Annotated in this window: 21 protein-coding genes; 15 read left to right on the forward strand and 6 right to left on the reverse strand. The window is 40.7% G+C overall.

The window, feature by feature from the left end:
* Positions 1–70: 70 nt before the first annotated feature.
* Positions 71–586, forward strand: coding sequence for a type 1 glutamine amidotransferase domain-containing protein (locus ABEQ24_RS09075; protein ID WP_430006485.1), 516 nt, complete (start codon positions 71–73; stop codon positions 584–586).
* Between the two features lie 29 nt (positions 587–615).
* On the opposite strand, the gene ABEQ24_RS09080 is transcribed toward ABEQ24_RS09075, so the two are convergent.
* Positions 616–780: a hypothetical protein gene (locus ABEQ24_RS09080; protein WP_430006486.1), complete on the reverse strand. Its 165-nt coding sequence runs from the start codon at positions 778–780 to the stop codon at positions 616–618.
* Between the two features lie 81 nt (positions 781–861).
* The gene (locus ABEQ24_RS09085; RefSeq protein ID WP_083328402.1) at positions 862–1,089 is read right to left on the reverse strand and encodes a DUF1128 domain-containing protein; all 228 of its coding nucleotides are present in this window, start codon (positions 1,087–1,089) and stop codon (positions 862–864) included.
* A gap of 194 nt (positions 1,090–1,283) precedes the next feature.
* On the opposite strand from ABEQ24_RS09085, the gene ABEQ24_RS09090 reads away from it, so the two are divergent.
* Genes ABEQ24_RS09090 through ABEQ24_RS09100 form a run of 3 tightly spaced genes read left to right on the forward strand, consistent with a single transcriptional unit; the run spans position 1,284 to position 2,958 of the window.
* The gene (locus ABEQ24_RS09090) at positions 1,284–1,754 is read left to right on the forward strand and encodes a low molecular weight protein-tyrosine-phosphatase (RefSeq protein ID WP_430006487.1); all 471 of its coding nucleotides are present in this window, start codon (positions 1,284–1,286) and stop codon (positions 1,752–1,754) included.
* 18 nt (positions 1,755–1,772) lie between these two features.
* Complete coding sequence (locus ABEQ24_RS09095; protein ID WP_430006488.1) at positions 1,773–2,111, forward strand: YtxH domain-containing protein; 339 nt, start codon at positions 1,773–1,775, stop codon at positions 2,109–2,111.
* 4 nt (positions 2,112–2,115) lie between these two features.
* A complete protein-coding gene (locus tag ABEQ24_RS09100; protein WP_430006489.1) occupies positions 2,116–2,958 on the forward strand; it encodes a YihY/virulence factor BrkB family protein in 843 nt (280 codons plus the stop codon).
* A gap of 438 nt (positions 2,959–3,396) precedes the next feature.
* On the opposite strand, the gene ABEQ24_RS09105 is transcribed toward ABEQ24_RS09100, so the two are convergent.
* Complete coding sequence (locus ABEQ24_RS09105; RefSeq protein ID WP_430006490.1) at positions 3,397–3,543, reverse strand: BH0509 family protein; 147 nt, start codon at positions 3,541–3,543, stop codon at positions 3,397–3,399.
* Between the two features lie 321 nt (positions 3,544–3,864).
* A complete protein-coding gene (locus ABEQ24_RS09110; RefSeq protein WP_430006491.1) occupies positions 3,865–5,025 on the reverse strand; it encodes an MFS transporter in 1,161 nt (386 codons plus the stop codon).
* Positions 5,026–5,156: 131 nt separating this feature from the next.
* Between ABEQ24_RS09110 and ABEQ24_RS09115 the strand changes: the two genes are divergently transcribed.
* Positions 5,157–5,540, forward strand: a complete 384-nt coding sequence (locus ABEQ24_RS09115) for an OsmC family protein (RefSeq protein WP_430006492.1) — start codon at positions 5,157–5,159, stop codon at positions 5,538–5,540.
* 31 nt (positions 5,541–5,571) lie between these two features.
* Here the strand turns inward: ABEQ24_RS09115 and ABEQ24_RS09120 are convergent, their stop codons facing one another.
* Complete coding sequence (locus ABEQ24_RS09120; protein ID WP_430006493.1) at positions 5,572–5,988, reverse strand: pyridoxamine 5'-phosphate oxidase family protein; 417 nt, start codon at positions 5,986–5,988, stop codon at positions 5,572–5,574.
* Between the two features lie 128 nt (positions 5,989–6,116).
* On the opposite strand from ABEQ24_RS09120, the gene cax reads away from it, so the two are divergent.
* From cax to ABEQ24_RS09135, 3 genes are all read left to right on the forward strand, one after another.
* Entirely contained in the window at positions 6,117–7,169 is a 1,053-nt protein-coding gene (cax, locus tag ABEQ24_RS09125) for a calcium/proton exchanger (RefSeq protein WP_430006494.1), read from the forward strand.
* Positions 7,170–7,364: 195 nt separating this feature from the next.
* A complete protein-coding gene (locus tag ABEQ24_RS09130; RefSeq protein WP_430006495.1) occupies positions 7,365–7,973 on the forward strand; it encodes a YczE/YyaS/YitT family protein in 609 nt (202 codons plus the stop codon).
* A 70-nt stretch (positions 7,974–8,043) separates the two neighbouring features.
* Complete coding sequence (locus tag ABEQ24_RS09135) at positions 8,044–8,829, forward strand: YfkD family protein (RefSeq protein WP_430006496.1); 786 nt, start codon at positions 8,044–8,046, stop codon at positions 8,827–8,829.
* Between the two features lie 31 nt (positions 8,830–8,860).
* On the opposite strand, the gene yfkAB is transcribed toward ABEQ24_RS09135, so the two are convergent.
* Positions 8,861–9,988, reverse strand: coding sequence for a radical SAM/CxCxxxxC motif protein YfkAB (gene yfkAB / locus ABEQ24_RS09140; protein ID WP_430006497.1), 1,128 nt, complete (start codon positions 9,986–9,988; stop codon positions 8,861–8,863).
* Between the two features lie 141 nt (positions 9,989–10,129).
* Between yfkAB and ABEQ24_RS09145 the strand changes: the two genes are divergently transcribed.
* From ABEQ24_RS09145 to ABEQ24_RS09175, 7 genes are all read left to right on the forward strand, one after another.
* The gene (locus ABEQ24_RS09145; RefSeq protein WP_070879697.1) at positions 10,130–10,321 is read left to right on the forward strand and encodes an SE1561 family protein; all 192 of its coding nucleotides are present in this window, start codon (positions 10,130–10,132) and stop codon (positions 10,319–10,321) included.
* Positions 10,322–10,481: 160 nt separating this feature from the next.
* Positions 10,482–12,014: a fumarate hydratase gene (locus ABEQ24_RS09150; protein WP_430006498.1), complete on the forward strand. Its 1,533-nt coding sequence runs from the start codon at positions 10,482–10,484 to the stop codon at positions 12,012–12,014.
* Positions 12,015–12,170: 156 nt separating this feature from the next.
* Complete coding sequence (pdaA, locus tag ABEQ24_RS09155) at positions 12,171–12,941, forward strand: delta-lactam-biosynthetic de-N-acetylase (protein ID WP_430006564.1); 771 nt, start codon at positions 12,171–12,173, stop codon at positions 12,939–12,941.
* Positions 12,942–13,024: 83 nt separating this feature from the next.
* Positions 13,025–13,888: a DNA-3-methyladenine glycosylase family protein gene (locus ABEQ24_RS09160; protein WP_430006499.1), complete on the forward strand. Its 864-nt coding sequence runs from the start codon at positions 13,025–13,027 to the stop codon at positions 13,886–13,888.
* A gap of 16 nt (positions 13,889–13,904) precedes the next feature.
* Positions 13,905–15,311, forward strand: coding sequence for a 23S rRNA (uracil(1939)-C(5))-methyltransferase RlmD (gene rlmD / locus ABEQ24_RS09165; protein ID WP_430006500.1), 1,407 nt, complete (start codon positions 13,905–13,907; stop codon positions 15,309–15,311).
* Between the two features lie 432 nt (positions 15,312–15,743).
* Positions 15,744–16,133 carry a hypothetical protein gene (locus ABEQ24_RS09170; RefSeq protein ID WP_430006501.1) on the forward strand — a complete coding sequence of 130 codons (390 nt, stop codon included), beginning with the start codon at positions 15,744–15,746 and terminating at the stop codon, positions 16,131–16,133.
* A 13-nt stretch (positions 16,134–16,146) separates the two neighbouring features.
* Complete coding sequence (locus tag ABEQ24_RS09175) at positions 16,147–19,059, forward strand: helicase-related protein (RefSeq protein ID WP_430006502.1); 2,913 nt, start codon at positions 16,147–16,149, stop codon at positions 19,057–19,059.
* Positions 19,060–19,067: the final 8 nt, after the last annotated feature.

Genomic DNA, 19,067 nt, shown 5'->3' on the forward strand with positions numbered 1-19,067 from the left:
GAATTCATGTTTTGTTTGTGTTCCAAAGGGGAATTTAAATAGTGTTAACAATTAGAGGAGGTTCTAGGATATGAGTAAAAAAATTGCTGTCGTTGTAACGGATCATTTTGAGGACTCTGAATATACAGAGCCTGCTAAAGCGTATAAAGAAGCAGGTCACCAATTGACTGTTATTGAAAATGAAAAAGGAAAGAACGTAAAAGGCAAACAAGGACAAGAGTCTATTAAGGTAGATGCATCGATTGATGAAGTAAATGCAGATGACTTTGATGCGCTGTTTATTCCGGGAGGATTTTCTCCGGATATCCTGCGCGGTGATGATAAATTTGTCACATTTACAAAGAAATTTATGGAGGATAACAAACCTGTATTCGCTATTTGTCACGGTCCGCAGCTGCTCATTACAGCGGAGACCCTTAAGGACAGAGATGTGACAGGATTTCAATCAATTGCCGTTGATTTAAAGAATGCCGGTGCAAATTTCCATGATAAAGAGGTTGTTGTATGCGGCAATCAGCTTGTGACAAGCCGTACACCTGATGATCTGCCTGCATTTACTCGTGAATCGCTGAATCTTTTAAAATAATAAAAATAGCCCGCGCAGAAAGCGCCGGGCTATTTTTTATCTTCCGAATCTGGATTTTCAAGCCTTGGAAGCGGATCTACATTTATTGCATCATCTGTTTGAATCGCAGTCTTAAGTGCATAAATAACAAACACGATACAAGTAATAAGCAACAGGAATAAAACAATTGTAGCAAGCCACCACATTGCAGCCATTTTTCAGCCCCCTTTGTACACATATATGCAAAAGGGGACGTGCTGAGAATCTTTTTATTCTATTTTAAAGGAAGAAATAAATTAAACTTTTCTCAGATTGCCAAGTTCTTCAACAATAGCCTGCATTTCATTTGGTGAAAATGTGTTTTTCTTCATCACTAAATCGTAGATATCCTTCAATTCTTCATACATCTCTTCATCAAAATGCGACGGTTTAATTGCACCAATGTTAATGACGCGCAATTTTTCTTTAATTTGTTCAATCATGTATTCTACGTTTTCAACCGATTTTTCTGATAAATTATTCATTTGAATTCATCCTTTCAAACTTTCCCTTTTAAGTATTATTTATTGTAACATGTTTTATATCAATAAAAGGTGCTTATTATTAATTCACTTATGTAAAGAATAGAGAAATGTACCATAAATAGAGCAAGTAGAATCATACATATAATCAGGCTTGTTTTTTTGTGGACCATTGTCTTGTTCGCAGGAGGAAAATGATGATTAAAGTAGTATTTGTTTGTTTAGGGAATATATGCCGTTCTCCGATGGCAGAAGGAATTATGAGACATTTAATTGAAGAAGAAGGTCTAGGCAATGCGATTATAACGGATTCCGCCGGCACCGGAGACTGGCATATTGGCCATCAGCCGCATGAAGGTACAAGGAAAATCCTGGATCATCACAAAATCAGGTACGATGGAATACAGGCAAGAAAGGTGACCCTTGATGATCTCCTGAACTTCGATTACATTCTTGCGATGGACAATGAAAACCTCGGTTACTTAAGGAGGCTTGCGGGGTATTCTAAAACAGGCTATGTAGGACGGCTTATGGATTTTGTGCCGGATTCAGATCTTGCAGACGTACCTGACCCATATTTTACGGACAATTTTGATGAGGTTTACGAAATGGTGCACACAGGATGCTGTCACTTGCTTGAGCGTATTAAAATAGACCATAACTTATAAGTAGAGGGGATATTTAGAATGAGTCATGAATCAAACAGTTTATTTCTAAAAGGGCTATTCGCCGGCGCTGCGGTTGGAGGGGCCCTGACACTTCTTCATAAGCCGACAAGAGAACAGTTTGTCGCACAGGGAAAATCTTTAAAAGATAAAACAGCTCTTTATATTGAAAATCCATCGCTTTTAACTGAAGAGATCAAACAGCAAATTGACCAGGCAAAGAGCGTAATCCAGGAAGCTAAGGAAGATATTGAATTTATCAATGAAAAAATAAATGAACTTAAAGAAACAACACCTCAAATGATTGAAATGATAGAAGAAACAAAAGAAAGGTTCCTGACCGATCCAAAAGAGAGGTGAATAAATGAAAAGCGTGAAACAGCATAAGCAGACCCCAAAATCCATCCTTAGAGATCTGTTTGAGCGTTTTTCAAAAGATGAAATCATCGGACTTTCGGCAGAACTAGCCTATTTCTTTTTACTTTCTCTGTTTCCGTTTTTAATCTTTTTAATTACGCTTATCGCTTTTCTGCCGCTTTCTCAGGCAGATATCTTAAATTTTCTTGCGCAATATGCACCAGGGGAGTCTGTAGAGATTATCAAAAACACCCTGGCTGAAATCGTCAGCAATTCAAGCGGAGGTTTGCTTTCGTTTGGGATTCTTGCCACTTTGTGGTCTGCCTCAAATGGCATCAATGCCATTGTCCGTGCTTTTAACCGCGCATATGACGTCCCTGAGAGCCGGTCTTTTATTGTAGCGAGGGGAATGGCGGTTCTTCTTACAATTGCAATGGTTTTTGTGATTTTAGTGGCTCTGCTTTTGCCTGTATTCGGGAAAGAGATCGGGATGCTTCTTTTTTCAGTGTTTGGACTGTCAGAAGAGTTTTTAACCGTATGGAATATGGGAAGATGGATTGTCAGTGCGGTTATTTTATTTATTGTTTTTACAGCACTCTATTTTTTTGCCCCGAATAAGCATCTGCACTTGAAGGATGCGATTCCAGGCGCCGTTTTTGCAACAGTCGGCTGGGCTTTTGTGTCATTTGCCTTTTCCTATTATGTCGGCAGCTATGGCCATTACAGCGCTGCTTACGGGAGTTTGGGCGGAATTATCGTTCTGATGATCTGGTTTTATCTGTCCGGAATGATCATTATGATTGGCGGAGAGCTAAATGCCATTCTTTACAAAAGAAAAAGGATCCATTAATATTTCCAAGGATTGTGTGTGATAGAGAGCGGGAAATAGTGAAACAGTAAAGAAGAAGATCATGATCTTCAAATCTTGCTGGGCAGGTGAATCTTCATGGCAAAGCATACGAAAAAAGGCGGGAGCCATAACAAGCAGAATTCAAAAAGCAAGCCGCAGCATAAAACAAGTGGCAGTGCAAACGGTCAGAATGGCTACCACTAAACCCAAAAAGCAAACCGCATTTCTGCGGTTTGCTTTTTTTTATAACGGAGGGCGTCTTTCCTGACGGATCCTTATCTGTCTGCCTGCGCTAACCAGTCGGTTCCGCTTTTCATTGTCCAGCTCCACCTCCTAACTCCTCGGCCAGAACGGATTCGCCAGTAAAGGCAAAAAGCGCCTTTACTGACGAATCCTTATCTGTCTGTCGGAGCTAACCAGTCGGTTCCGCTTTTCTATTTACTCAGCCAACTGAATGTAACTGTGGTAAGCAGAAGAATAAATATGCTCAATATCCTCATCCGTCATATACATCAATGTCTCTGTCTCGATTTCCTTCATTTTTGAAATAAATTCGATCATGTTTTTGCGCTCTTGTCTTTTCATAATAATCATTCCTCCTGTTATAGTATTGTTATGATACAGATTGTATTTGTTAATACTATTATATAACAGATAATTCAAAATGTTCAACCTATTTTTTATAAAAACCGCCAACTTTTTTTAGATGAACTCCTCGTCGGGAACGGATACGCCGTAAAATGCAAAAAGCGCCATACAGGCGCTTTCGCTTTTGTTATAGTATCAGAATAAAAGACCTGCTAAGCTGAGTAACGATAATGGATGGTTGGGAGGTACGATTGCCGAGGATAACCTCTACAAAAATGAATATCTCTATCGGATTTGACCAAACCGCTCCCGCATTTCTCAATTATTAACCGTTTTAAAAGCAGGCTGCTTAAAGAAAGCAGTCGTTATAAAAATCAGAAGCAGGATAAAGCTCACTACGTGAAAAAAATTGGCCGATGTCACATGTTCAATGTATAGTCCGCCTAAAAATGGACCGGATATGCTTCCAATGCTGAAAAAGATGCCGCACAGCAGGTTTCCTGCAGGCAGCAGATTTTTAGGAAGCAAATCAGCCATATAGCTGATGCCGAGTGAAAAAGTTGATCCGACAACCATACCGGCTATGAAGAAACAGATAACAAGCGGAACGAGTGTTTCGGCAAAGCTTGCGGCCATAAAACTGATAAAGCCAAACAGCATAACGAACAGGATGGTATTTCTCCTGCCAAACCGGTCGCTGATGATTCCTAGAGGAAGCTGAAAAACAATCGCCCCGACAGCAAACGAGGATAAAATGATCGATACATATGAAACGTCTATCCCTGTCCGAAGGGCATACACAGGGTAATTTCCGTTTAGGGAAGCTTCCAAAAAACCATATCCGAACGTTGGAAGAAATGCGACCCATGCAAGTTTCGATGCTTTTGCAAAGCGTTTAGCTGTCCCGAAAAATGAAGTGGATCCCATGTCCTGTTCAGGAAAGTCATTCTTCAGGAAAAAGACGAAGGCCCATGCAATCAGGCTGATGCTGCCAGAAACGATAAATGGCAGGCTTGAGCTTATTTCAGCAAGCGGAACCATAAGCGGACCTGCTGCAAAGCCCAGTCCAAAAAACAATCCATAAAGAGAGATGTTTCGTCCGCGCTTTTCCTCTGATGATATGGATGTAATCCAAGTTTGGGTTGAAAAATGGAGCATGTGGTCTCCAACACCGATTAAAAGTCTAAGCAAAAACCAGAACCAAAATGACTGTATCCATAGAAAACCAAATAAACTGAGCGCAACCATAATACCCCCAACTAAAATCAGAGGTTTAAAGCCAAACCGCTTTAAAGGACCTTCCATAAAAGGGGAGGCAATTAAAACACCTATGTAGAGTCCTGTGGCATGCAATCCATTGACAGAAGAGGAGTATCCTTCCTGTTCAAAGATAATGGCGATCAAAGGGAGAAGCATTCCCTGTGAAAAGCCTGAAATAGCAACAATACTGACGAGAATGGCAAATTTGAATTTCGGCATAATCCTGACTCCTTACTCTATTTTCCATCCTGAATGTTACACCCATTATTCATCCCAGACAAGGAAAATTGCATATCGTTTTCGAACAGTTGTTATTTCGGGTATGATGGCATAAAGAAAGGATGATCACTGTGGAATTTAAAATGAGAGAAGCAGGATTCACCGCTGACTTTGAATACGGGGAATTGCATGTTTCAGGAAATGAAGAATATGGTTTTCGCCCCTATCAGCTGATGGTCTCGTCCATTGCCGTATGCAGCGGCGGCGTACTTAGGGGAATCCTTGAAAAGAAAAGATTAGCTGCTGAGGACATTAAGATTCAGACATCTGTAACGAGAAATGAAGAAGAAGCAAACCGGATTGAGAGCATCGCCATCCATTACATCATTAAGGGACAGGACCTTCCGGAGGAGAAAGTGGAACAGTCCATCAAACTGGCCAGAAAAAATTGCCCGATGGTGCGTTCAGTGGAAGACAGCATTCAAATAACGGAAACGTTTGAACTAATCAAATGAGACTGTGCTTATGCACAGTCTCATTTTTGATTTAAAACTCAATGATATCCGGTTTGCTTCCTGCCTTTTGATAATATCTGATTGATTGAGGCGTTATTTTTAACAGTAAGTAGTTTGGATCGTCAGGGCCTGAAATCCATTCTTTCAACTCCCTGTTCCAGAATTTTTCTTTTAGTTCAGCAGAATCTTCAACAGAAGCATGGCCTTCAATCTCCGCGTAATCATTTTTCCAGCCGTCGCCTTCAAAGCCAAGAAGAACATGTACGTTTGGATTGCTTTCAATATCTTCTGCTTTATGGGTATCTTTGTTTGTGGCAGTATATAGAGTCAGTTCATCGTGGAAAAACAGCATAAATCTCGAAAATGGCTTGTTTTGACGGATTGTAGCGAGAGTTCCGATTTTATGTTCTTTAAACATTTGCAGAACTTTTTCTTTTGCTTCACTCATATCCAATCACTCCTTTCATATCTATCATTAATCTGCATCAAATTAATGTTTTCATACGCAGCAGAATCATGTGGTTTAATTTTTCCCGTAATAGAGAAAGAATAAGGAGGAGAAAGGGTGAGAATGGAATGAATCGAATCTTTTTTATTGTTGTAATGGCAGGTGTTCCTCTTTCTGTAATAGGGAGTCTGATGCACTGGCCGCAGCTCATCATGTTTGCCGTTTACTGTATAACCATTATTGCTCTTGCGGGTTATATGGGAAGAGCGACGGAAAGCCTGGCAATTGTGACAGGTCCGAGAATTGGAGGCCTGCTGAACGCAACCTTTGGAAATGCTGTAGAACTGATCATTTCTATTTTTGCATTAAAAGCAGGTTTAATTGGCGTTGTTCTTGCTTCTTTAACAGGCTCTGTCCTTGGGAATTTGCTGCTGGTAGCGGGATTGTCCTTTTTCGTTGGCGGATTAAAGTTCAAAAGACAGGAATTCAATGTATACGATGCGAGGCATAATTCAGGTCTTTTAATGTTTGCTGTTATCGTGGCATTTGTCATCCCTGAAATTTTTGCAATGGACATGGATGAGGCAAAAACGTTAAACTTGAGTATAGGCATTTCCGTTATTTTAATTATTTTATATTTAGCAGCCTTGTTCTTTAAGCTTGTTACACACCGCGGTGTTTATCAGCATGATACAGATGTGGCAGAGGAGCATGAAGAACCGGAATGGTCGGCTAAAAAAGCCCTCACAATCCTCTTGCTTGCTACAATTGCAGTAGCTTACGTATCAGAGAGTCTCGTTCATACATTTGAGGCTGTCGGCGAGAGCTTTGGCTGGAGTGAACTCTTTATCGGGGTCATTATTGTTGCAATTGTCGGAAATGCTGCAGAGCATGCATCTGCAATCATTATGGCCTATAAAAATAAAATGAATATAGCAGTCGAGATAGCGGTGGGATCTACCTTGCAGATCGCCATGTTTGTAGCGCCGCTGCTTGTCCTGATCTCCTTAATGTTCACAAAAAAAATGCCGCTTGTCTTTACAATGCCGGAATTGATTTCTATGGTAACGGCCGTCCTCCTCACCATTTCGATTACGAATGATGGGGACACGAACTGGTTTGAGGGGGCTACCTTGCTTGCAGCCTACTTGATCATGGGCATCGGCTTTTATCTTTTGTGAAAAAAAAGGGACTCTGTGCTCAGCACAGAGTCATTTTTACGTGTAGGACGAAACAATTAATAAGAAGCTAACCCTCATGATATCATGGGAGTTGGTCTAAATGTAGCATATTATTTAAAATTTGTAAATATTCAGTTTTTAATTCTCGGCTGCAAAAGAAGGACATACATATAGAGATTAAAGGGGATGGAGAGCATGATTTATCGATTGGCCTTTTTTGTAATCGGTTTATTTGTATTGGCTTTTGGCGTGACATTGACGATTAAAGCAAATCTGGGGGCAGGGGCATGGGATGCACTGAATGTCGGACTGACAGATCAAATCGGTTTAACAGTCGGCAGCTGGATTTTTATTGTAGGAATCTTAATTATCCTTTTAAATGCCGTGATTATGAGAGAAGCCCCAAAAGTGCTCGGCGTCTTTACTATTATAGTAATCGGTTTTTTTGTTGATTTCTGGATGCTTTCGATTTTTCAGGACTTCCATGCACAAAATATCTTTTTCAAGGGAGTCATTTTATTTTCAGGGATATTATTAATAGCCATTGGTGTTTCTATTTATCTTCAAACAAGCTTTCCGGCAAATCCAATTGACCAGCTCATGATTACGCTTCATCAGAAGTTCGGACTAAGCCTGATGGCTGCTAAAACAATTGGCGAAGTGGGTGCTCTTCTTCTGGCTCTTTTATTTGCAGGCCCTATTGGTCTTGGGACAATTATTATCACCTTCGCAATCGGACCGCTGATTCAGCTGTGCAACCCTCCTGTAAACGCGGTGATTGGAAAATGGGTGGCTAAAACTTAAATAAAATGTTGGATAAAGAAGTAAGAGCTTGAAAACAATAATTGTAAAGCAACCGAAAGGGGTTTAGGAAATGAGAAAATGGATGCTCGTTTCAATGGCTTTGCTCTTATCAATTGGTTTTTCAAGCTCTGTTTTTGCTGCGAACAAAACGAAGGTGCCAAGCTCTGTTCTGGATATCTCAAAGGAGAATACGTATCCGAACCCAACTCAGGATCTCCCGTATCTTCAGCCGAGCGAATTTGCTCAAAGCCTTATCGAAACATCTAAAATTCCGATTGAAAATCCTAATTTAATCCGTCTCCTGAATGAGTCGACCATCTCTGATAATCCGCTCTCAATCGGATACAGAGCAACGATTTTCCTCGGGCAATGGGCATTAAATTATGAATCAAGTGAAACTGCGGTTAACTGGGAATACCGGAAAATCAATACCAATTTCTTTGATAACCGCGGCGGGAAGGCAACAACTCAAATTCATTACAAGCAAGAAGCCCAAAAACAGGTAAAAGGCGGCTTAACCGCCCATATTCCGAGTGAAGAAGATGTGAAAAAAATGATGCTCCTAAAGGCCATGAAAAAGACAAACCTGCCTTTATCATTTCAGACAATCATCGGAACGGGATCAAAAAAAGAACAGATCTATAACATTCCGCCAAAACGCGTCGGCTATTTAAATGCTTATGCACCGGCGGTTAATGAAAAGGGAAAAGTAACATACGGCGAAGTCTACTTAGTGTTAAAAGGAAACAAACGAAAAATTGTTGTTCAAAATGTAACATCTCAGGGAATAGGCGCCTGGATTCCGGTTCAGGATCACGCTTCTTTTGGGTTTACCGTTTCAGAACAGCCGAGATAATAGAAAAGCGGGCCTTCATCGGCCCGCTTTTTTATATGAATGATTTTCGTTTCCTAAAATCAAGATCCTGATAATAACTATTTTTCACCAGAAGGTTCGGACCAAGGCATGAAACAGCGGGGCAATGGCAGTTAAGCTCTTGTGCAAGCTTGGATTCATTCCAGCGGTCATAGGCTGACTGGAGCGTATCTGTTTGAATGTTGCCAAGCTCAGGTGTATCTCCAAAGTCTGTTACGATGATGTCTCCGTTGAAAATATTGACATTAAGTCTTGAACGGCCGTCAGGATCATTGCGCACTGTTACGTTTTTGCTTCCCCGAAGCCGTCTGATCAGCTTTATGTCCTCTTCTTCATCACTGCATGCATAAAAAGGCAGTGTGCCAAACAGCATCCACACATTTTCATTGCGAATATCGAGCAGCTGATGAATCGATTCTCTGACTTCTTTTAATGAAAGGGTCTCAAGGGCACTTGCGAAATCTGAGGGATACATAGGATGAATTTCATGACGCTGGCATTTCATATCATTCACGATTTGTTCATGTATTTTTTGAATATGAGGCAATGTCCGCTTATTCAGCATTGTTTCAGCAGAAACCATCACTCCCGCATCCACCAGAGCACGGCTGTTTTCAATAATCCGGTCAAAATAAGCAGTCCGCTGCTCATAAGTCGGCTTCCGGTCCATCATCGCAAATCCGCCTTCTGCAAAATCATCCTGCGTTCCCCAGTTATGAGAGATATGTAAAACATCCAGGTAGGGAGCAATTTTTTCATACCGCGCCAAATCAAGTGTCAAATTTGAATTTATCTGCGTACGAACCCCCCGTGCACGGGCATACTTTAATAAAGGAAGCACATAATTATCCACTGATTTCAGCGACAGCATAGGTTCCCCGCCGGTAATGCTAATTGACCTGAGCGTTTCTACTTCGTCTAACCTTTTCAGGATTAAATCAATCGGCAATGCTTTCGGATCTTTTGGGGAGAGCGTATAGCCAACAGCGCAATGCTCACAGCGCATATTGCACAGGGTCGTAGTCGTAAATTCAACATTTGTTAAGGTTAATTTTCCATACTGTTTTATATCTAAATAAGCCTCCCATGGATCATGAGAAGGTGTAATGGGCAAAAGTGTATTTGCTGCTGATGCATTCATTCATAAAACTCCTTTTTCAAGTTCACATAGAAAACATTCTATCATGAACTTCATATTTTAGAATACCTTATCGGCTCGTGCTGTTGTCAAAGCATGGCAAATAAGCTACGATATCACTATCAGTGAAAGGAGAGATACATCTTGGGCAACGCCGTTCATGATAAAGACTCACAGTTAAAATATTTAAAAACACGCTTAAATATGTTTATGAATGTTATCGATTCAATGGATCCTGAGTCAACAGACGTAGAGGATATTGATCGTTTAATTAAAATGCTTGATGAGCTTGAAGTAAAGCAGGAGCAGTTTAAAAAGGACTGGGATAAAGAATAGTGAGAATCAGCTGCTGAGACAGCTGATTCTTTTTTATGCAACGACAATATTGGCATGCAGTAAATTCCAAGCTGTAAGCCTTTCCAACTAAAAAGCAAAGGAGTATAATAAAAATCGAATGAATTGACCGAATTCTATAGACAAAAAGGGGAGAAACAGGATGGAAAAATTTTATAAAAGCATGTATGAATTAATCGTTGAAACATCAACAAAACTTCCTAAAGATGTCCGCCGGGCGATATTAAAAGCCAAGATGAAAGAGAATGCAGGAACACGCGCTGCCATGTCTCTCGCTACTATATCTGAAAATATCAAAATGGCTGATGAGAATGTATCGCCTATTTGTCAGGATACAGGTCTGCCGACTTTTAAACTGAAAGTTCCGGTTGGCGCCAACCAGCTGCAAATGAAAGAAGCGATCAAACGCGCGATTGCGCAAGCGACAAAAGACGGAAAGCTGCGTCCAAACTCTGTGGATTCACTGACTGGCGAGAACAGCGGAGATAATCTTGGATACGGCACCCCTGTCATTAAATTTGAGCAATGGGAAAAAGATTACATTGATGCCCGCTTAATTTTAAAAGGCGGCGGCTGCGAAAATAAAAACATTCAATACAGTCTTCCATGTGAGCTTGATGGACTTGGAAAAGCAGGAAGGGACTTAGACGGCATCCGCAAATGCGTTCTTCATTCTGTTTATCAGGCACAAGGACAAGGCTGCAGTGCAGGTTTCATCGGGGTAGGTATTGGAGGAGACCGCACTTCAGGCTATGAGCTTGCAAAAGACCAGCTTTTCAGAAGTTCAGAAGACGTCAATCCAAACCCGGATCTTCAAAAGCTTGAAGAATACATTGTGGAAAAAGCCAATCAGCTCGGTATTGGAACGATGGGCTTTGGCGGAGAAGCAACTCTATTAGGATGCAAGGTTGGCGTAATGAACCGGATTCCTGCCAGCTTCTTTGTATCTGTTGCCTATAATTGCTGGGCATACCGCCGTTTAGGAGTAAACATTGATGCTGCAAGCGGTGAAATTCAAAACTGGCTGTACCAGGAAGGTGAAATGCCAAACCTGAATGAGGCAGATCTAGCTGAAGAAACACCTCAATCTTCGCGTGAAGTTGTGCTTGAAGCGCCAATCACAGAAGAGAAGATTCGTGATTTAAAAGTTGGGGATGTCGTTCATATCAATGGCATGATGTACACAGGCCGCGACGCGATTCACAAATACTTATCTGATCATGACGCTCCAGTGGATCTTGATGGTCAAATCATCTACCATTGCGGGCCGGTTATGATGAAGGATGAGGACGGAAACTGGCATGTAAAAGCAGCCGGCCCGACGACAAGTATCCGCGAGGAGCCATATCAAGGCGATATTATGAAAAAATTCGGCATTCGCGCAGTCATTGGAAAAGGCGGCATGGGGCCAAAAACACTGAAAGCCCTAAATGAACATGGCGGAGTTTATCTGAATGCAATTGGCGGAGCTGCACAGTATTATGCAGATTGCATTAAATCTGTTGAAGGCGTCGATCTGATGCAATTCGGCATTCCAGAAGCGATGTGGCACCTGAAGGTTGAAGGTTTTACGGCGGTAGTTACAATGGATTCGCATGGCAACAGCCTTCATGCAGACGTTGATCAGAACTCTCTTGAAAAGCTGTCACAATTTAAAGAACCTGTTTTCAGTTAAGGAGAAGCCGGATTTATTCCGGCTTTTTTCAGTTGGTTCCATATGTTACCTTCTAAAAAACAGTATGTAATCTCCTCTCTTTCCAACACTATAAATAGAAACTATGTCAGGGGAGCGATTTCTTTGAAATACTGTTGCGCTATATTTAGCTTTCTGATGTTTTTATCATTCGGCATAAATACAGCTGGAGCGTCCGTCTCCAACCAGCCGATCAATTGGGGCTTTGAAAAAAGCAGAAACCACAAATCGGCGAACCCCGGTGAGCCGCTTATGAAGCTGCTTAGTAAATATGATGCTTATTTTATGGGAGATCCGAGCCAGAAATACATTTATCTCACGTTCGACAACGGCTATGAGAACGGGTATACCGGAGGAGTTCTTGATGTTTTGAAAAAACAGAAAGTGCCTGCCGCCTTTTTCGTGACCGGTCATTATCTCCTTGATCAGCCAGAGCTCGTAAAGCGGATGGCAGATGAAGGGCATATTGTCGGAAACCATTCATGGCATCATCCTGATCTGACAAAAGTCAGTGATGAAAGGCTGAAAAAAGAGCTGGATTCCGTAAAAGAAAAGACAGAACAGCTGACCGGCTATCAGGGCATTCAGTATCTCCGTCCGCCTAGGGGCGTATTCAGCGAGCGGGTGCTGGCTAAATCCAAAGAGCTCGGGTACCAGCCGGTTTTCTGGTCGCTTGCTTTTGTGGACTGGCATACAAATGCACAAAAAGGCTGGAGATATTCCTATGATCAGATGATGAGCCAGATTCATCCCGGATGCATTCTTTTGCTTCATACCGTTTCAAAAGACAATGCAGAGGCGCTTGACAGAGCGATTACAGATCTCCGAAAACAGGGCTATATCTTTAAAAGTCTTGACGATCTCATGATAGACAGGACATTCCATCAGCCGCATTTTTTCTCCCTCTGACCAAGGTCACAGGGAGTTTTCCCTTTTCCCCGGGCGTTTCATGATATAATAGTCAGTATCAAAAATAAGGGGTTTGAGAACGAATGTGGGAAGAGCGAGTAAAGATAGATCCTCCATATGATTTTGACCGTGTCCTTGACCGATTATCCATGGATCCGCTGCATCATGTGAAGATGGCTGAACGCGAAGTGTCCATTCCGATGAGAGATCATGAAAAAAAACCGTTTGTTGTTAAGGTGAAGGCTCTTGGAACGAAGGATTCACCTGAGTTTTTAGTGAGCGGGAGCGCAAACCGCGAGGCGGCGCTGAAAGAAACGATGCGCATCTTTCAGTGGGATATTTCTCTGCTTGACGTTCAGACTCATTTTCGTTCCTCAAACATAGCCGGTATATTTCACGAGCATGATGGCACACCGCTCGTTCTGGAATTTGGCCTGTATGAGTGCCTGATGAAATGCATCATCCACCAGCAGCTGAATCTCAAGTTTGCCCATACGCTGACAGAGCGGTTTGTCCATGCATTTGGTGAGCAGGTGGACGGAGTCTGGTTCTATCCGCTTCCTGAAAAAGTGGCGGCACTTGATTACAGCGACCTGCGTGAGCTGCAGTTCAGCGGACGCAAATCGGAGTATGTGATTGATACATCAAAGCTGCTTGCAGAAGGCAAAATAAACCTTGAAGAATTGAAAGATCAGCCGGATGAGGAAATCCTGAAGGAGCTCGTAAAAATCCGCGGAGTAGGGCCATGGACGGTCCAGAACCTGCTGCTGTTCGGACTTGGACGGCCAAATCTGTTTCCGATTGCAGATATCGGGATTCAAAATGCAATGAAAAAGCACTTTGGCCTCGACCGCAAGCCTACTCTGGAAGAGATGCAGGAGCTGAGCAGGGAGTGGGCCCCTTATTTAAGCTATGCTTCCCTTTATTTATGGAGAAGCATTGAATAGAAATGGAGCGTCAAACATGAAGACCAATGAAAAAAACAAAGGCATACCTCTGGAAAAGGGACAAACCTTTCCTTTAACCATAAAAAGACTCGGAATCAACGGAGAAGGAGTCGGCTACTTCAAAAAGCAGGTTGTATTCGTACCAGGTGCCCTGCCTAATGAAGAAGTGGTGGTGGAAGCGACGAACATCAGCACCAAATTCGCCGAGGGCAAAGTGAAGAAAATCAGGAAGGCCTCCCCACATAGAGTTGACCCGCCTTGCCCGATCTACCACGAATGCGGCGGCTGCCAGCTTCAGCACCTTTCCTATGAAAAACAGCTGCATGAAAAAAGAGACATTGTCGTCCAGGCGATGGAGCGTTTTTCCGGACTTGATCTAGGTAAAACCGACATCAGACAGACAATCGGCATGGAGGACCCGTGGAACTACCGCAACAAAAGCCAGTTCCAGACAGGACTCAGAAACGGGAAAGTCATTGCGGGACTGTACAGCAAGAACTCCCACCACCTTGTCAACATCGATCACTGCATCGTGCAGCACGAAGCAACAAACAAAGTCGTTCAGACCGTCAAGCAAATTCTGCAGGACCTGAAAGTATCCATCTACGACGAGCGGAAACGCAAAGGCATCGTCCGGACCATCGTCAGCAGAGTCGGCTTCAAAAGCGGACAAGTTCAGATCGTCCTCATCACTGCACAGGAAAACCTGCCGCGCAAGGACCTGATTGTCAGCGAAATCAACAAGCGTCTCCCTGAAGTGAAATCCATCATGCAAAACATCAACGGTGAAAAAACATCCCTGATCTTCGGGGAAAAAACCGTCCACTTAGACGGAGAAGAAGTCATCCAGGAACAGCTCGGCGATTTGACCTTTGACCTCTCGGCACGGGCCTTCTTCCAGCTCAACCCCGTCCAGACCGTCAAACTCTACGACGAAGTCAAAAAAGCCGCCCAGCTGACCGGCAAAGAAAAAATCGTCGACGCCTACTGCGGCGTAGGCACCATCGGGATGTGGCTCGCGGACGGGGCCAAAGAAATCAGGGGCATGGACACCATCGCCGACTCCGTCGAAGATGCCAAAAAGAACGCCAAAAAACACGGCTTCAAAAACGCAACCTACGTAAAAGGCACAGCCGAACACTGGCTCCCAAAATGGCTAGGCGAAGGCTGGCGCCCTGACGCAGTCGTCGTCGATCCCCCGCGAACAGGCTGCGATCAAAAACTGCTTGGTGCGATATTGAAAGTTAAACCGAAGAAGTTTATTTATGTGTCGTGTAACCCGTCTACATTGGCGAAGGATATTAAGACACTTTCGAAGGCGTATAAGGTTGAGTATATTCAGCCTGTGGATATGTTTCCGCATACTGCGCATGTGGAGTGTGTGGTGCAGATGGTTTTAAAAGAAGAAGCAGGTTCCCGTTAAGGGGAAAATCTACTTATATTCAAATTTGGGCGGCACACCGGTAATGAATGACCAGTGTGCTGTCTTTTTTTACATTGATCCCCTTAATTAGGCGATGCAAGATATTGGGTGTAAATTCATCAAAGTTTAGCGGTGGGGTATTTAAGGAGGGTAAACCTAAAGTGAAGATTAGGTAATAAAAAGGGAAGTAGTTCTCATCACTCCGACCTTAAAAATAATCTCAATTTTCCTTGGGATTAATATGTTTCAGTTAGATATAAAAAGAACTATATTGAGAGGATTATTAATAGTTTATAATAGCACTAATTCAAGATAGGATATTAGTTCTAGACTTTTTTTGGAAATCTCTAAATATCTTCATTACTACTAATAACTCCTGTATAATTTTACCTAAAGGTAAATCCAAAAAAAGAACAACTGGGGGAAAAGTTAATGAGACAAGAATCTTTTTTTAATAAACAACCATCTAAAAAGTTTCGTGAAATTGTTAAAGAACATGGGGAGATATATACAAACCCTAAATTGTTAAAACAAAGTCTTGAAATATATATAGAAAAAGTAAAAGAGGAAACAATGACAAATGAGTTTATAAATGTTGAATTAGCAAATAAAATTAAGGACGTTTGTTTGGTTTTAATTGATGATTACGAGGATGTAGATAATGAAAAAAAGAAATATATAGTTGCAACTATAATTTATTTTGTAACTGCTAATGATGATGAAAAAGACCTGTTTTCTCCACTTGGGTTTGATGATGATGCAGATATTTTAAATGAATGTCTAAATTTAATTGATAAGAAAGAGCTAACAGTCAAATTGTAGTGAGGTTGATAATATGCATACAAAAACTAAATCACAGAAATTGATTGCACCGGGAGCGAGGGTAGAGGTTCGCGGTGAAGAGTGGATAGTAAAGAACGTAAATAAAATTCAGAATGGCCACAGTTATAAAGTTATAGGTGTTTCTGAATTAGTAAGAAACCATGAAGCAGTATTCCTTGATACACTTGACGAAATTATTGAGATTAAACCGGAAGATACTCATTTTGTGTTTGACGATACAGAAAAATACAGGAAAAGCAGATTATATATAGAAGCTCTTCTTAGGAAAACACCACCTATTGATAATAAGCTATATATAGGATATAAAGGTGCTTTTAATCTTTCGGAATATCAATTAAAGCCAGCAAGCCTGGCCTTAAATAATCTACGTCCTCGAATCTTAATTGCAGATGCTGTTGGCCTTGGTAAAACAATTGAGGTAGGAATATTGTTATCTGAATTGATTAAACGAGGACGTGGAGATCGTATTTTAGTGGTTACTATGAAATCAATGCTTAGCCAGTTTCAACAAGAAATGTGGTCACGCTTTACAATCCCATTAGTTCGCTTGGATTCCGTAGGTATTCAGAAAGTACGCTCAAAAATCCCTAGTAATAAGAATCCTTTTAACTATTATAGTAAAGCAATTATATCAGTTGATACGCTTAAAAATGATAGCCAATATCGTACTTATCTAGAACAGTGCCATTGGGATGCGATTGTTATTGATGAGTGCCATAATGTTGCAAATGCAAATACACAACGAAATAGGTTAGCGAGCTTGTTAGCTAGAACGTGCGATTCACTAATTTTAACGAGTGCTACTCCACATAATGGGAAACCGCAATCGTTTGCTCAGTTAATTAATATGATTGAACCAACAGCAATTGCAGATGAAGAAGATTATACAAGTGAAGAAATTGAGGGGCTATTCACTCGTAGATTTAAAAAAGACATTGAGCAAGAAGTTGGAAATCAATTCAGTGATCGTGAATTACACGTAGAAGAGATGCCGGCAAATATCGAAGAAGAACGACTGTTTAAATATATGCATAGTTTAAGATTTAACACATTAGATGGTAAAAGATCGAAACAATTATCTTTACCCGGAATTTCGGATATTAGAGGAACAAAGGACACGTTATTTAAAAACACATTATTTAAAGCTTTCTTATCGAGTCCTGCTGCTTGCTTACATACGGTTCGACAAAGAATTAATAAATTAGAAAAAAGAATCGAAGAAGATCCTAAAACAGAAGAAGTTTTCGGAGAAGACTTAAAAAAGTTACTTCAGGTAGAAGATTTACTGAATCAAATTACTGATGATAAGTTTAGTAAATTTGAGAAGTTCAAATCTTTATTAAAGAACCTTAAATGGACTGGAAACAAAAATTCACCGAGAATCATTTTGTTCTCTGAACGGATCCAAACATTAGAATTCCTTTCACAGAAAATTAGAGAAGAATTTAATGTTGACGAAAAGGTAGTTAGAGTATTTCATGCTGGAATGTCTGATGTTGAACAACAAGGTATTGTTGAAAGTTTTGGGAAAGGAAATGAGCCAGTTCGACTGCTACTAGCAACTGATGTTGCTTCAGAAGGTGTGAATTTACATTATTATTGTAATCATCTCATCCATTTTGATATTCCGTGGTCTTTAATAACATTAGAGCAACGTAACGGTCGTATTGACCGTTATGGACAAAATCACACACCACATATCTATTATTTACTAACCAAATCACAAGATGAAGATATTAAGGGTGATTTTAGAATCTTAAATAAGTTGATCGAGAAGGAAGAAGAAGCTCATAAAAACTTAGGTGATGCTGCTACTATTATGCAACTATTTAATCCTCAAGAAGAGGAAGAATTTATTGAACGAGAATTGGCGGAAGGTAAAACTGCGGACGAAATTCTACCATCTTTTGATGAATTAGACATGGATCAAATGTTAAGTCAGATGGATCAAATGCTAAACAAAGCAGAATCAACATCAATTGATCAATATGATAAAAGTGAAGCATACCATTGGATGGACGATTACACATTTATGAAGGAAAGTCTTCAGGTTATTCTTGATGAAGGTATTAGTAATAACGAACAAATTGAGTTTTCCACAGAGAAAGAATCTATAACTTGGTTTGTTCCTGATGACGTTAAGCAAGTTTTAATTCATATGCCGGATGAAGCTATACCTAAAAATAAAGAGTTTCAGCTTACAACAAGCCGAGAAATGATGCAAGAATCTATAGTGGAAGCTAGAAAAAAACAGGGGGAATGGCCTAAAAAACAATTATTATGGGAGCAACATCCTTTGTTTTCATATTTAACAGAGAGAGTAATTGTAAAATATGATAGAAATGAAGCACCTATCATACAATTGCCAACACTTGACGAAGGAAGAGTAATTTTCTTTATGCAAGGTGTAATGTTCAATAAGAGAGCGCAACCAGTTATCTCTCAATGGTTTGGAGTTGAGGCTTTAAGCCAGCAAGAAGAATCTAAAGTATATAGATTTAATGAACTTGAAGAAAATTTGAATATAAGTTCTGAATTATATAATCCCGGTGAGGTTGAATTTGACCTTTCAATTCTTGAAGATAAGAAATACGAAGCAATAAATTTTTCAAAAGAGTTTTTAAATAAACTTCGTGACGAAAGAAGTAAATTATTGATGAAAGATATAACAAGTGATTTACGAAAATTAAGAAGTTGGAGAGATAAAAAGCTTGATTTGTTAGCTAAAGAAGAACAAGAAAAGGCAGCACGGGGAACAATTCCTAAACATATAACTGCAAGAATTGAAAATGAGAGAAAAACTGTGAAAGAGTTATATCAACTACGCGAAGATTGGATTAGAAATACAATGTCGACAGATAATAGACCGTTTTTACGAATAGCAGCCGTTTTTATTGGAAAATAAGGGAGTGA

It is taken from the genome of Metabacillus idriensis (assembly GCF_050483325.1).
GTDB classification, from domain to species: Bacteria; Bacillota; Bacilli; order Bacillales; family Bacillaceae; genus Bacillus_P; species Bacillus_P idriensis_A.